This is a genomic window from Gordonia terrae (genome assembly GCF_001698225.1).
In the GTDB taxonomy this organism is placed as follows: Bacteria; Actinomycetota; Actinomycetes; order Mycobacteriales; family Mycobacteriaceae; genus Gordonia; species Gordonia terrae.
This window is the reverse complement of record NZ_CP016594.1, coordinates 4,278,802-4,292,801: the sequence shown is the minus strand read 5'-3', so window position 1 is coordinate 4,292,801 and position 14,000 is coordinate 4,278,802. Positions and strand designations below refer to the sequence as shown.

Annotated in this window: 14 protein-coding genes; 7 read left to right on the top strand and 7 right to left on the bottom strand. The window is 67.5% G+C overall.

The genetic code is table 11. The features are described from left to right. Nucleotides 1-440: 440 nt before the first annotated feature. Genes rplN through BCM27_RS19275 form a run of 4 tightly spaced genes read left to right on the top strand, consistent with a single transcriptional unit; the run spans nucleotide 441 to nucleotide 1,928 of the window. A complete protein-coding gene (rplN, locus tag BCM27_RS19290; protein WP_004019493.1) occupies nucleotides 441-809 on the top strand; it encodes a 50S ribosomal protein L14 in 369 nt (122 codons plus the stop codon). A 1-nt stretch (nucleotide 810) separates the two neighbouring features. Continuing rightward, nucleotides 811-1,128 (top strand): 50S ribosomal protein L24, encoded by a 318-nt coding sequence (gene rplX, locus BCM27_RS19285; RefSeq protein WP_004019492.1) that lies wholly within the window; start codon nucleotides 811-813, stop codon nucleotides 1,126-1,128. Between the two features lies 1 nt (nucleotide 1,129). Further along, nucleotides 1,130-1,741 (top strand): 50S ribosomal protein L5, encoded by a 612-nt coding sequence (gene rplE / locus BCM27_RS19280; RefSeq protein WP_004019491.1) that lies wholly within the window; start codon nucleotides 1,130-1,132, stop codon nucleotides 1,739-1,741. A gap of 1 nt (nucleotide 1,742) precedes the next feature. Continuing rightward, nucleotides 1,743-1,928, top strand: coding sequence for a type Z 30S ribosomal protein S14 (locus BCM27_RS19275; protein ID WP_004019490.1), 186 nt, complete (start codon nucleotides 1,743-1,745; stop codon nucleotides 1,926-1,928). Between the two features lie 103 nt (nucleotides 1,929-2,031). Here BCM27_RS19275 and BCM27_RS19270 read toward each other — a convergent pair whose 3' ends face one another. From BCM27_RS19270 to BCM27_RS19240, 7 genes are all read right to left on the bottom strand, one after another. After that, the gene (locus BCM27_RS19270; RefSeq protein ID WP_033204105.1) at nucleotides 2,032-2,484 is read right to left on the bottom strand and encodes an SRPBCC family protein; all 453 of its coding nucleotides are present in this window, start codon (nucleotides 2,482-2,484) and stop codon (nucleotides 2,032-2,034) included. A 279-nt stretch (nucleotides 2,485-2,763) separates the two neighbouring features. Next, nucleotides 2,764-4,188 (bottom strand): AIM24 family protein, encoded by a 1,425-nt coding sequence (locus tag BCM27_RS19265; RefSeq protein WP_004019488.1) that lies wholly within the window; start codon nucleotides 4,186-4,188, stop codon nucleotides 2,764-2,766. A 46-nt stretch (nucleotides 4,189-4,234) separates the two neighbouring features. Beyond that, nucleotides 4,235-7,645 carry a helicase HerA domain-containing protein gene (locus BCM27_RS19260; RefSeq protein ID WP_004019487.1) on the bottom strand — a complete coding sequence of 1,137 codons (3,411 nt, stop codon included), beginning with the start codon at nucleotides 7,643-7,645 and terminating at the stop codon, nucleotides 4,235-4,237. Between the two features lie 4 nt (nucleotides 7,646-7,649). Continuing rightward, nucleotides 7,650-8,327 (bottom strand): hypothetical protein, encoded by a 678-nt coding sequence (locus BCM27_RS19255; protein ID WP_004019486.1) that lies wholly within the window; start codon nucleotides 8,325-8,327, stop codon nucleotides 7,650-7,652. Further along, entirely contained in the window at nucleotides 8,309-9,421 is a 1,113-nt protein-coding gene (locus BCM27_RS19250) for a DUF559 domain-containing protein (RefSeq protein WP_004019485.1), read from the bottom strand. The genes BCM27_RS19255 and BCM27_RS19250 overlap by 19 nt, the downstream gene beginning before the upstream one ends. A 195-nt stretch (nucleotides 9,422-9,616) precedes the next feature. Beyond that, entirely contained in the window at nucleotides 9,617-10,441 is an 825-nt protein-coding gene (locus BCM27_RS19245; RefSeq protein WP_004019484.1) for a mycofactocin-coupled SDR family oxidoreductase, read from the bottom strand. A 216-nt stretch (nucleotides 10,442-10,657) separates the two neighbouring features. Then, on the bottom strand, nucleotides 10,658-11,254 hold the full coding sequence (locus tag BCM27_RS19240) for a TetR/AcrR family transcriptional regulator (RefSeq protein ID WP_004019483.1): 597 nt from the start codon (nucleotides 11,252-11,254) through the stop codon (nucleotides 10,658-10,660). Between the two features lie 85 nt (nucleotides 11,255-11,339). On the opposite strand from BCM27_RS19240, the gene BCM27_RS19235 reads away from it, so the two are divergent. From BCM27_RS19235 to BCM27_RS19225, 3 genes are read left to right on the top strand one after another with little or no spacing between them, the layout of a single operon-like run. After that, nucleotides 11,340-12,530, top strand: a complete 1,191-nt coding sequence (locus BCM27_RS19235) for an aromatic ring-hydroxylating oxygenase subunit alpha (RefSeq protein WP_004019482.1) — start codon at nucleotides 11,340-11,342, stop codon at nucleotides 12,528-12,530. Between the two features lie 4 nt (nucleotides 12,531-12,534). Continuing rightward, nucleotides 12,535-13,323, top strand: a complete 789-nt coding sequence (locus BCM27_RS19230; RefSeq protein WP_004019481.1) for an enoyl-CoA hydratase/isomerase family protein — start codon at nucleotides 12,535-12,537, stop codon at nucleotides 13,321-13,323. 13 nt (nucleotides 13,324-13,336) lie between these two features. Beyond that, entirely contained in the window at nucleotides 13,337-13,993 is a 657-nt protein-coding gene (locus BCM27_RS19225; RefSeq protein WP_004019480.1) for a PaaI family thioesterase, read from the top strand. Nucleotides 13,994-14,000: the final 7 nt, after the last annotated feature.

Below are 14,000 nucleotides of genomic sequence, written 5' to 3'. Positions count from 1 at the left end.
GATCGTTCGGCTCACGATCGGCAGCCGAGATTTCCCCCGGTGCTGACACGCCCCCCGTGTTTCGCTCCCTCCCGACGCGCTCTCGTGGCTCGCCGGGCGGGCTTGTAATCTGGTCGATCTCGTCTCATGGGTGCTTCGCGTGGCGGTACACCCCAGATGGGTCGATGCGAAAAAAAAGTTTCCCGGCCCGGTGCCATCCGAAACCCGCGGCCGATGACGGCGGCACCGATTTGGCCCGGACCTGGGCATTCCCCTACACTTGTGGGGTTGCCTGCGGCACTGTTGTGTCGCGAATCGGCTCACGAACCCACTGGGGCGGACCGCTCAGGTGTCACAGCCTGGCCAAAACCCCAGGCAGGCGTGTGTTCGGTGGCAACGGACCGTGTGCGTCGGGTCGGAAATCCGCCGTACATAAGAAGCCAGGTCAAGGAGACTAACGAGTGATTCAGCAGGAATCCCGCCTGCGAGTCGCCGACAACACCGGTGCCAAGGAGATCTTGTGCATCCGCGTGCTCGGCGGTTCCTCGCGGCGCTACGCCGGCATTGGCGACGTCATCGTCGCCACTGTCAAGGACGCCATCCCGGGCGGCAACGTCAAGAAGGGCGAGGTCGTCAAGGCCGTCATCGTGCGCACCACCAAGGAGCGCCGTCGTGCGGACGGAAGCTACATCCGCTTCGACGAGAACGCCGCCGTCATCCTCAAGGGTGAGAGCGACCCCCGCGGTACCCGCATCTTCGGCCCGGTCGGCCGCGAGCTGCGCGAGAAGAAGTTCATGAAGATCGTGTCGCTGGCACCGGAGGTGATCTGACATGAAGGTCCACAAGGGTGACACCGTGATCGTCATCTCGGGCAAGGACAAGGGCGCCAAGGGCAAGGTCATCCAGGCCTTCCCGAAGACGCAGCGAGTTCTCGTCGAGGGCGTCAACCGAATCAAGAAGCACACCGCCGCGTCGGCCAACGAGCGCGGTGCCTCCTCCGGCGGCATCGTGACCCAGGAAGCCTCGATCCACGTCTCGAACGTGATGGTCGTGGATTCCGACGGCAACCCGACCCGCGTCGGCTACCGCGTCGACGAGGAATCGGGCAAGAAGGTCCGGATCTCGCGCAAGAGCGGGAAGGACATCTGACATGACCTCTACTGAAACTGTGAACGGCGGCTCCGCAAGCTCCGCCGACAAGATCCAGCCGCGCCTGAAGACTCGCTACCGCGAGGAGATCAAGGACACGCTGAACAAAGAGTTCGAATACCCCAACGTGATGCTGATCCCGGGCGTCGTGAAGGTCGTCGTGAACATGGGTGTCGGCGACGCCGCCCGTGACGCGAAGCTGATCAACGGCGCCGTCGAGGATCTGGCCAAGATCACCGGCCAGAAGCCGGAGATCCGTCGCGCTCGCAAGTCCATCGCACAGTTCAAGCTGCGCGAGGGCATGCCGATCGGCGCGCGCGTCACCCTCCGTGGCGACCGCATGTGGGAGTTCCTGGACCGCCTCGTGTCCATCGCCCTCCCGCGTATCCGCGACTTCCGCGGCCTGTCGGACCGTCAGTTCGACGGCAACGGCAACTACACGTTCGGCCTGAACGAGCAGTCGATGTTCCACGAGATCAACATCGACAACATCGACCGGCCCCGCGGTATGGACATCACCGTCGTGACGTCGGCCACCACGGACGACGAAGGCCGGGCGCTGCTGCGTGCCCTGGGCTTCCCGTTCAAGGACAACAACGTTAAGGACAACTGACATGGCAAAGAAGGCTCTGGTCAACAAGGCCAACAAGAAGCCCAAGTTCGCCGTGCGGGCCTACACCCGGTGCAACAAGTGCGGTCGCCCGCACTCGGTGTTCCGCAAGTTCGGCCTGTGCCGAATCTGCCTGCGCGACATGGCACACGCCGGCGAGCTGCCGGGTGTGCAGAAGTCCAGCTGGTGACTTTCACCCCTCGGATTTCGTAGCGACGATGCGCTCGTAGCGCATCCTCGCCACCGATTGCCACAGCGGCCCCGCCTCGCCTCGCGAGGTGGGGCCGCTGTCGTCAGCGGGTGGCGGCCCAGTCCTCGACGAGGCGCGGCAGCTTCTTCGCGTTGGCGGCGAGTGATCGCTGGTAGGCCCGGATCGCCAGCGCATCGGCGACCTTGCCGACCGCACCGCCCATCCCCGCGTTGCGGATGCGGTAGGTGAGTTCGACCCCGCGGCGAACCTCCGCGAAGGTCGCGGAGATGGCGAACTCGAGCGGCGACTCGGTCGAGGTGAACTCGGTGGCCGTGTGTGCGTCGACCCTGGTGAACTCGCCGGTCCAGTCGACCGCCCGGCCCAGGCCCTTCATCTGGCCCCGCCAGACGGTGCCCACCGAGACCGGCCCGTCGGTGACCCGCTCGACGCGGACGACGCCGGGAGTCAGCGCTGCGACGTGGTCGGGGATCAGGCTGTACTCCCACACGGTGTCGACGGGCTGCTGGACGAGGACGGTCGCTGATGCTTCAGGCATGGCGTCGACGATACCCGTCGCCCGGACTTCGGAGCGAAAGATGGCTTCTGACAGCGGTTTTCGCCACCAGATCCTGATCGGCCCGCGCCCGAGGATTCCGCCCAACCGCAGCGCCGGATGCGGTCGAGCGTCTCGCGTATCAGCGGGTCGGGGTGCCGGCGGGGCAGACCCCGCAGATCGGAGAAGGGGTGGGCCATGCTCGCTCCTGGTGTTCGACGGTGGAGCGTAGTAGAGCAGGCGGCACCGGCAAACTCGGGAGACGTGCCGAGTTCCGCTTCGTCAGCGGCCGAGGATGCCGCCCAGCATGCCGCCGGCGCCGGAGCCGGCCGCGCTCCCGCCGCCGGTGCCGCCGACGAACCCGCCGGGCGGGAGTTCCGACGGCTGGACGACGACGAAACCCCGACCGGAGAACTCGAGGGTGAACCGCTCGCCGGTGCTGCGTCCCATGAGGGTGCCGAGGTTGAACGAGTCGTTCGACTTCACCGAGGTGCGCAGGCTCGACGACCACGCGACCGCGGCCTGGGGGTCGGCGTAGGTCGCGGCGTCGACGTTGAGGACGACCGGCGTGCCGTCGGTGGTGATGGCGATCCGCCCGCGGCCGGTGAAGACGCAGTTGAACATGCCGGCGTTGCTCATCGCGCCGGCACCCTGCACGCGGGCGATGTCGTAGGAGAGTGACGAGTCGAAGGCGAGTACGTTGGCGCCGTTGATGGTGAGGCCGTCGGACCCGTCGAGATCGATGAGGTGCACGTCCGACGCAGCATCGGCGAGGAACAGGTCGCCCTGCCCGGTGACCTTCATCAGCGGGACGCCCTCGCCGGTCATCGCCTGACGCATCATCCGGCCGAGCCCTCCGGAGCCGAGCGCCTCGAATTTCAGATTGCCCTGGTACGCGACCATCGAGCCGCTGCGGGCCATCACCTCGCCGGCGAGCCCCACGCGGCACATCTTGCTGCCCTGCTTCTGGATGCCCTGCCCGGTGACCTCGGCGTGGGACGGCGCGAACAGATCGCTGTGCATGGGAACTCCCTGTGGTTGGGCGGTGACCGGAGGCCTCGGTGGGGGTGTATTCGATTGCGACGCTTGAGCTCCAGGCGACGACGCTGATGGTGCTGCCGGCGGTGGTGTGGCCGCCGGTGGCCAGGGCTGCGGATCGGTCACCCGCGGAGAGTGTCCGGGTGGTGACGGCGGTGCGGGCTCCTCCTCGTCGACCTCGATGCCGAAGGCGGTCGCCAGGCCCGCGAGACCCGCGTCGTATCCCTGTCCGACGGCACGGACCTTCCACACGTCGTTGCGCCGGTAGATCTCCAGGCAGACGACGGCGGCTTCGCTGGTGAGGCCCGCGGGGCTGAAGGTGAGCTCGGCGCCGCCGCCGGTCACCGTGGCGGTGAGCGCACCCGCGGTGGCGAAGCTCGCGGGTCCGGTCCCGTCGAGACTCGCCGCGACCACCACCGTCACGATGTCGCGGGGTAGGGCGGCGGTGTCGATGGAGATGATGTCGGCGGATCCGTCGGAGCGGTAGCCGACGCCGGGGCCGGCGGGCTGGTTGTAGAAGATGAGATCGGCATCGAAGCGGACCCGGCCCGCGTCGGTGAGGAGGATCGCCGAGGTGTTCACCGGCGACGCCGAGCGCACCGAGACGGTCACGGCCGACGAGGGCAGTGGTCGGTTCTCTCCGGCGGTCAGCGTGAGCACGGAGTCCATTGTGCCAATCGGCGCGGCCGACCGTCGGCGGAGTCGGGTATCCCCATCACTGTCCGCGCGGTGCCGTCGAGCGGGCGAGTTCGACCACCTCGTCCTCGGTCGGGGGACTCGACGGGTGATATGTCAGGCACAGCGGGGTCGCCGCTTTCGCGAACCGCCCGCCCTCGCTCGCGATGTAGAACGTTCCCGCCGGTAGCTTGCCGATGTCGGGCACCCTGCTGCCCTTGTTGGCGGCGAGTTCCTTGGCGCGGTCGATCTGTGTCGGATGATTGAGAAGCCCGAAGATCTGGGTCGAGGAGTTGGCCGAGATCTTGTTGTCGATACCGGTCGGCGACTGGGTCGCGAAGATCAGACCGAGCCCGTACTTGCGAGCCTGCGACGCCAGTGCACTGGTGCTCTTCGACGCCGCGGTCATCCGGACGGACGGGGCGAAGTTCTGCGCCTCGTCCATCACGAGCAGGCCGCCGAGTGGTCGATCCACGGCGGGGTTCTTCTTGATCCAGGCGAACAGTGCCATCTGGAGCTGGTTCACGAAACTCGCCCGCCGGTCGTCGGTGCCCAGGCCGGCGAGATTGATGACCGACACCCGGGCCCGGAAGCCGGGACCCGGGGTGAGGAGGAACCCGGGGTCGGCCGGGGCGGCGTCACCCCCGAAGACGGGATCGATCGCCATGGAGGCCTTGAGGTTCTCGGCGAGTTCGGCGGCGAGCTTGGGAGCGTCGGCGAGGGTGCTCGCGTCGTCCGGCAACTCGGTCAGCAATCCGACGTAGGCCTGCAGGGTTCCGCCGCCGCGGCGTCCGAAGGCCTCCATGGACTGCTGCAGGACTGCTTGCTGCCGGTAGGCCTTCGCGCTGGTGCCGATCGCCCGGGCATGCGGGATCAGCGCGCCGACGGCGGAGTCGACCGCGGCGCGGAACTCGTCGGGGTTGCCGGCGACCGTGCTGAAGTCCGGTAGCGGTTGGAAACTCAGTGGACGTCCCGATGCCCGGCCCGGGGTGAAAACGGCGACCTCGGTGTCGTGGAGGTAGCGCTTGGCGAGTTCGCGGTCGGCGGGTGTCCACGGGCGCGGGTCGTCGTCCGGCCACGGTGTCCCCAGGCGGGCGAGGTCGTTGTTCACATCCAGGATGATCGATGACACTCCCCGCAACGCAGCCTCTTCGACGATGCGTCGGATGAGCACCGTCTTACCCGAACCGGATCCGGCGAACAGCGCCACGTGCTTGCGCAGGGCGAGCAGTGAGACCGTCACCCCCTCGCCGGTGGCGACACTTCGCCCGAGTGTGATCGACTGGTCGACGACGGACGCGGTTGTCCGCGAGCGTGATCCGCCGACGTCCGAACCCGGCGACTCCGACCGCGACGGTAGGTCGGGGGACTGGCGGTCGGAGGACTGCGGGTCGGTGGACCGGGGGTTCCCGGCCTCCGGTTCGCGGGGTGTCGGCGGGGTCGAGGTGTGGCCCGCGGTGCCCGGCTCGCGTCGTCCTGACGTCGTGTCCGTCTGTGACGCCGGGGCCACCGGTGTGTCCACACGGGCCGCAGGCGCCTCGAGTGCGGGGCCCAGGATGTCGGCGATGAATTCGATCTCGGCGGCCGGGTTGCGGGCGGAGATCCACTCGCGGAGATGCGATGGCCGTTCGGCGCGCAGCGTGGCCAACGCACTGAGCCGTTTGATGTCGTGTTCGGTCCAGGCCACGACCCGGCCCCCACGATCGTGGAGTTCGGTGACCATCTGCTGGGTCTTGGGGCCGGTGGGCCAGGGGTCCCGCCGGAGGATCACCAGGGTGCGTTCGATGTCGCCGAGCGTGAACCCGGAGGTCGTGGTCGCGCTCGACAGTCGGGTCTGGACGGCCCGCGCGTTCGATGCGGCGATCGCGCGGAAGCTCCAGGACTGTTCGATGTCCCGGTTGGGGTCGACGAGCTGCCGGATGCGCCCGTGCAGCGGGCTTTTCGGGCCCGGCCGAGCGTCGAGCTGCCAGAGGTCGGCGTCGCGCGTGAGGGCCTGGATCCAGGTCGACAGTCCCGCGTGCAGGAGTGACGGGACGATCCTGTCCTCGGTGTCGGGTACCAACGCGGGTAGGGGGTCGGCGCGCGAGATCAGGTCCGCGTATCGCTGATCGATCTTCGTGAATGGCGCATCGTCCGACGAGACGGCTGTCGGCGGCGATGTTCGAGAGGGAGTGTGGTCGGTCGCGGGAGTTGCTGTGTCGCGACCGGATTCGTCGATTCCCGGAATCGTGGTCTGGCCCGCCCCCGAGATGGATGTGGTGGTGGTCGTCGCGGGACTCGTCTGCGCGGCTCCAGTGAGGTCGGTGATCTCGGCAAAGGTGTCGCTGCGGAGCAGTGCGGCGATCTGGCGGTCCACGGTCACCATCAGTTCGCGTGGTGTGTAGTCGGTTGCCGTCCTCAGCGCGGTATCGGACACCGGCCACGTAGGGTGCGGCGGTGTGAATCCCACCCCGGAAAAACCCGGGGCGAAGCGCCGGGCGAGGAGCAACCGGCCGAAATCGGCGCTGGCCGGCCGCTGCAGCGTGGGTGGTAACCGGAAGCGGTCGACCGCCGATCGCATGACGTGCCCGGACAGGTAGTCCCACGCCGCGGAGATCGAGGAGACCACACAGGTCGTTCGGCTCATGGTCTCGCGCACCGACATGAGACCGTGCGCCAGCTTCTCCACTTGGGATTCCTCGCCGGGTTCGGCGGTCTTCCCGGCCTCGATCAGGGTGTCGATCTGGTCGATGGCGAGCACCGCGGCATCATCGAAGGCGATGATGCGCGAGATGTTCTCCACGATCTCCTGGTAGCCGAGTCGGGCGTTGCGGATCCCCCACGCGGCGAGCTCGTCGGCGTCGTCGATGTCGAGATGCAGGAACGCCTCGCCGAGGTCCTTGGCCGCGAAGTCGTCGGACTCGAGCAGTACGAGTGCACGCAGGATGTGCTGCGAACGGCGCCGGTGCCGGGAGTGGCGCGTGTAGACGCCGTGGATGAAGTCGTCGAGCGCCGCGGGTTGCAGCGGTGCGCCACCGGTCACCGCGGCACGCGTGTCGTCCGACACCTCGGCGTCGATCGCGAGTCGGTGGAGGAGCTGGTTCAGTTGCGAGCGATGTCGCGGAGCCGGTCGTCCGAGATCATCGATGATCGCGACGAGAACCGAACGCCAGAAGTCGGTGGCGTCGAGCAACTTGACGAGAAAGAAGTAGCCGCCCTCCTCCTGGACCCGATGTCGGACCCGACCGAGCAGGTGCGTCTTACCCGATCCGGCCGGTCCGCGCACGGTGACCCCGATCGGGCTTCCCGACGGTGAGCGCCGGGCGTCGTCGAAGGATCGGACGATGTCGACGATGGTGTCCTCGTGCAGGCCGCCGACGTGAAAGGGGTCGGCGGTGCCCCACACGTCGTCAGGGGTGTCGGCCCAGTTGAGTCGGATGGACTCGAGTGCCTGACGGGCGTCGGCGTCCATCGGATCAGATCTCCTCGATCGCGAACAGATGACAGGGCTGGGTGCCCACCGTGACCGCGGCGGCGCGGTCTTCCGGGGTCAGCAGCGCCTGGTCCTCCTGAGGGATGAGGCTGACGCCGGATTCGCGCTGGAACTCCACCATGGTGGCGTCGAAGACCTCGGCGCCGATCCCGGGCACGTCGGTGCGGAGATCGGCGACGAGGACGAAGTCGCCCGCAGCGGCGGCCCGGGCTCGGTAGGCCGCCGCGATCTGCGCACGGGGATCGCGCGACGCGGGGTCGGGCGCAGGCGTCGCCGGGGCTCGAGTGTCGGACTCCGTGTGATCCGGGCGACGGGGGCGGCCGAACACCTCGTGCAGACGGAGGTCCTCGTCGTCGAGGTAGCGGGCGAGTCCGGCGAGCACCGCGTACATGGCCTTCGACGGCGCGGTCGATCTCTTGGGTGGCTCGGAGGTCAGTTCGGATGCACACCAGGCCCAGCCGCGGTCGGTCAGCGTGTGGAACCAGGCGCGACGGGCGCCGATCCGTGAGTCGACGAGGCCGAGTGCGTTGAGATGGTCCCGGGCCGGCTTGTCGAGCGCGGGACCGAGCTCCTTCAGTTCGGGGTTGGAGAGCTCGCGTGACTCGGCCAGCAGGACGAACAGCGCCGCGCTCTGAGTCGGCGTCAGCTGGGCGTGGTCCACGGATGCTCCTCGCGGTTCATAGGGGGTCGGGCGGGCGTCGGTCGCGAGGGTGCCCGCGACGGGGAGCGTTCGGCGATCGCGGCGGCCAATTCTGCGACGACAAGCGCGGGGTCATCGAGAACGTGGTCGTTCGTGTAGCGCAGAACGAGGTACCCGGCACGCTGAAGCATGTTGTCGCGACGTCGATCTCGCGCGTACTTTACCGGTCCGCGATGATCGGCGCCGTCGACCTCCACGATGATCCGTTCACTCGACCACAGGAGGTCGACGATGACCGCGGGCGTCAGCGGGTCGAGGTCACCCGGACTCCGGTTCCACTGGCGGTCGCGCGCCCACGGCGCCCTCGCAAGGGCTCGTTCGAGAGCCTGCTCGGCGGGGCTGTGCGGTGCCGGTCCACCCGCCGGTCGGGAGACGACGAGAACGGGACCCGGGGCCGGTGACGGGTCGACCGGCACCTCCGCGAGGCCGGTCTGGTCGGGGCGCCGCCCGTCGGCGACCCCGATTCGCACCACCGGCACCCGCGCGACGGCCGGTAGCGCGTCGGCGGTGAGCCACACGGTGAGGTCCGCGTGGTCCGCCAGCCAGTCGTATGCGGCGGCCGCGGCGTGCTGGGCGCGCTCGGGCAGTGCCGTGTGGGCGCGTACTGCCAGGACGACGGCGTCCCGACCGTACGACCGTCTGAGGAGGAATGTCAGCGCTCCCGCCCGGGCATCGTCGGCGGGCCTCGAAGCCGGTCGACGCGCACCGGCAGCTGCACGGGCCAGATGGGCGACAGCGGGCGAGGGAAAGCCGGCGTCGCGGCACAGCGCACGCGCCCGTGATTCGGCGTCGTCGGCATCGACCAGCGAGCCGGACTCGCCGCCCGGGAGCCAGGTGGGGAAGAGCGCGACGACGATGTCTTCGAGGGCGTCGAGGACCTCACCGACGACCTCCCGAGCAGTGCGATCCGTCGGCCCGCGGTGGTCCAGGAACACGGGCAGCTCGGCCGAGACCGAGTCGACGAGGTCGGCCAGGGCGAGGCCGTCCACGTCGTCGACCCGTAGCACGTGTCCGGGACGCACGGCCGCGTCGAGCGTGGACGGACGGATGTTCATCGTTGCCGACCATATCGCCCGAATCCGACAGGTGCCCGGTTCGGTCGTCACTCGCCGGCGCGACACCCTCTGTGCCACGACGATGACCACCCTCGGGCTGTGCCCGAGGGTGGTCGGTGTCACGCGCCGCGAATACCTGGCAGCAGGCGGAACGGGGCGCCGGATGGGACCGTCATTTCGCCGTTGCCCCGGGTGTCAGCGAACGTTGTAGCCGGCGTCCACCGGCAGGGTCACCCCGGTGATGTAGCGGGCCTCGTCGGAGGCAAGGAACACGATCGCGTTGCTGATGTCGACCGACTCGATCAGCTCGACCGGCATCGGGTTCTTGTAGGACTCGTCGTTCGCCACCTCGGGGTGGGAGTTGACGAACTCGCCGTATTCGACGTTGGCGACCATCGGGGTGTTGACCCCCGTCGGGTGGATCGTGTTGACGCGGATGAGGTTCTTGGCGAGCTGTTTGGAGTACAGGCGCATCAGACCGACGACGCCGTGTTTGGCTGCCGAGTAACCCGCCTGGCCCGCGAACGTGTTGAGTCCGATGCTCGTCAGCCCGGCGGCGGAACTCGTGATCACGATGGATCCGCCCTCGTTCTGCTCGATCAACCGCGGGACGGTGAGATCGAGGACGTTCCACACGCCGGTCAGCATGACGTCCACGGCGTCATGCCAGGCCTGGGTCTGTTCGCCCGGGCCGATCACGGGCATGATCCCCGCGTTGGCGATCACGGTGTCCAGGCGGCCGAAGCGATCGATGCCCGCGTCGAGCACCGAGCGGATGTCGTCCCGATCGCGCACGTCGCCCACCGCGGTCACGATCTGTCCGCCCGCCTCCTTGACCAGTCGCTCGGTCTCGGCGAGATCCTCGCGCGTGGCCATCGGGTAGAACACGGTCGGGATCTGGTCACAGATGTCCAGTCCGATGATCGAGGCGCCCTCCTCGGCCAGTCGGATGGCGTGGGAACGTCCCTGTCCGCGCGCCACGCCGCTGATGAACGCAACTTTTCCACTGAGTCTCTGCATGATGGTCGTCTTTCTCTGGTCGGACCGAGAGCAATCGGATCACGAGGACCGGATTGGTTTGTGGCGCAGCACTGTTCGAGGACACGACGTTCTCGTCGGCGCGCCTGGCGTCTCGGGGCGGAGTATGGTCCCGCTGCCGCCGAAACTAACATAGTTAGATTGATCACGGAACGGAACGCGTGAGTCCGGCCGGCCGGGGATTGCGAGGCCGTCTCCTCAGTCGGCGACGATCGCGGGAATCAAGAAGGCGCGCAACTTCGTCCGGACCCGATCGAGGTAGTGATCGGTGGAGTCGAACTGACTGATGTACATGATCTCGAGTTCGGAGATCCACTCGCACAGCAACTCGATGTCGACCTCGGGGCGGAGGTTGCCCGCCGACTGCTCGGCGAGAAGGACTGGCTCCCACAGTTCTCGGGTCAGCTCGATCGCACGTCCCGACACGCTGAGCAACTGCATCGACAGCGCCATGGATTCGGGGGCGACCAGTCGGTTGACCATCGGATCGGAATGGCCCTTGCGGATGTCCCGGCAGATCCCCTCGACGATGCGCTCGGAGACGGTCGGCCACTTGTTGATGTGTGCCCGGGCCTTGTCCATGTTGGTGTGGGCGCGGCGCACCACCAGTTCGGTGATGAGTGCTTCGCGATCACGGAAGTAGCGGTAGACGGTCGCACGCGACAGTGAGGCCGCGCGTGCGACGTCCTCCATCGTGGTCTTGGCCATGCCGAAACGCGCGAAGCACTCCTCTGCTGCCCGGAGGATCGCTTCCTGGACGTCAGTGCGCTTGTCGGAGTCGGTGCTTGCGGCCACGACACGACGGTAGCAAGGGCGCCCTAATCGAAAGAAGATAGATAAGACACTAGACAGTGATTGTCTCGTGTGTCAGTCTCGATACATGGAGCGCGACGAGAAGATCAGGCTGACCCGGCGACTGATCGACCACGTGGACAACGACAGCACCGATTACGCGGACGATCTGCTGAGAGTTCCGTTCTCGGTGTTCAACGACGCCGAACTGGCGGCGAAGGAACGCGACGTGGTGCGGAGATTCCCGCACATCGTCGCCCACGTCGACGAGTTGCCGAAGACGGGCTCGTTCGTCACCACGGAGTTGATCGGTACGCCGTTGCTGGTCATCCGGCAGAGTGACGGGTCGGTGAAAGCCTTCTCGAACGTGTGCCGACACCGCGGGTCGCGCGTGGAGTTCGGTGAGTCCGGGTGCAAGCGCGTCTTCGCCTGTCCGTACCACAACTGGTCCTACGGCAAAGACGGTGCGCTGCGGGGTATGCCGCATGCCGAGGGTTTCGACGGAATGGACCGCGCCGACTACGGACTCGTGGAGTTTCCGTGTGAGGTCCGGCATGGACTCGTCTGGGTGGTGCCGACGGTCGGCGCCGATCTCGACATCCGATCGGTGCTCGGGGACAAGCACGACGACGAGGTCACCGACACCGGGATGGCGGAGTCGTTCCAGGTGCGCAAGGAGACCTGGCGGCTGGACATGAACTGGAAGATCGCGGTCGACGGCGTCCAGGACTCCTATCACCTGTGCCAGTTGCACACGAAGACGGTGTGCAACTACCTAGAGGGCAACATCACCGCTCTCGACGTGGTGGACCGGTCGTGGCGACTCGTGGTGGCGCGCAAGGCCATCACCGAGGTCAGGGACGCCGACCCGGACAGTTTCGACGTCCGTGACTACTCGCTGGCGAATTACACGGTGTATCCGGGCACCATGCTCGTCACCGAGCCCAAGCACTTCGAGATCTGGACCATCGTCCCGGACAAGGACGACCCGAACGTCAGTCACTGCACCATCAGGCTGCTGTCGCCGACGAAGCCGCAGACCCCTCGTGAAGAGCGGATCCTGGACAAGAACTGGGAACTGCTGATGGAGACCTTGCACGACGAGGACTGGTTCGTCACCAAGACGATCACCGACAATGCGGCGTTCGGTCAGGTCGACGAACTCATCTACGGACGAAACGAATTGCCGGGACAGCTGTTTCACAAGATGGTGGCCGGTGATGTCGAGGCGCTGGAGCGCGAACGTGGATCCCGTCCCGCCACGGCTGCCGCGCACTGAATCCGTGTCCGAACTGGAGGTGGATGAGCCGGCACCGGGTGTGCGCCGCCTGACCATCAACCGTCCGGGGGTTCGCAACGCGATCTCGCTCTCGGTCCAGCGCGAACTCGACCGAGCGCTCACCCGGATCGCGGCCGACGACGCGATCCGGTCGGTCATCATCGCCGGCGCGGGTTCGGTTGCCTTCTCCGCGGGATACGACATCACCGAGTTGGCGAGGTGGACGCCGAGCGAAGCGGCAGACGCCGCGGCCGAGCGAGAGGAACTCGTGTGGCGGTTCTGGTCGTTCCCGAAGCCGGTGGTCGCCGCCGTGGACGGAACGGCACACGGCGCGGGAACCATCCTCGCGGTGTGTGCGGACATCCGCGTCGGAGACCCGCGCACCCGGTTCGCCGTGACGGCCGCGCGGTACGGCGGCGCCAACCTCACCTGGTTGCTCGACTCCGTCGTCGGTGCCGGACACGCCCGAGACCTGTTGATGACGTCGCGGGCCGTCGACGGGGCGGAGGCGTACCGGATCGGACTCCTGAGCCGGTTCGTCGAGGAGGGCGGCGTGTCGTCGGCTGCTGTCGACACGGCGGCCGGCCTGGCCGAACTCCCGCCGGAGGGCATTCGGGAGATCAAGTCGCTGCTCCAGCACGGCCCGGGACTGGATCTGCGGACGCGCTACGACCGCGAGATCGCTGCTGCGCGAACGCACTCGCACCCGGACCAGATCGCCGGACTGGTCGCCGGCCTCGCCGGTCTCGCCGACCGCGACGCCCGGCTTCGGCGGACGGCGGCCGAGCAATGAGCGGAGACACGGCATGACCGACGCCATCTCCGAAGCGATGTCGGACGCCGACCCGTGGCGACCGGATTGGTCGGATCCGTTCCGGCCGACGACGAGCGGGGACGACGAGTACGAGTCGATGGTGCAGGCGCTTCGGGAGGTTCAGGAGGCGGTGACCCGTAGTCGCCCCACGCCGACAGCGGCCGCCGAAGCCACTGCGGCACTCCGCGCGGTCGCACGTCTCATGTCGCCACACGAGGTGGACGAGGACGAGCAGATCGCGGGTAAGCGTTGGTCGACCCCGGGAAAAGGGCACGCACTGGCGCCGGCACTGCACATCGACCATGTCACCGAGACCACCGCTGTCGCACGGGTCACCATCGGCAGATTCCATTCCGGACGATATGCGATGAACGGCGGCGTCACCCCACTGATCTTCGACGAACTGCTGGCACGCTTGGCCAACAGCGCGGGCCGGCCGTGGGGCCGGACGGCGTACCTCCACGTCGACTACCGATCACCTGCACCGCTGCACACGGAACTGACGCTCACCGCCGAGCTGGTGGAACAGTGCGGGCGCAAACGCACCATGCGCGGCGCGATGTTTGCGGGTGAGACTCTGCTGGCCGAGGTGCACGGGCTGTGGGTCGAACTCAAACCTGAACAGACACTGGATACTTCACAGACATGAGAGGCTG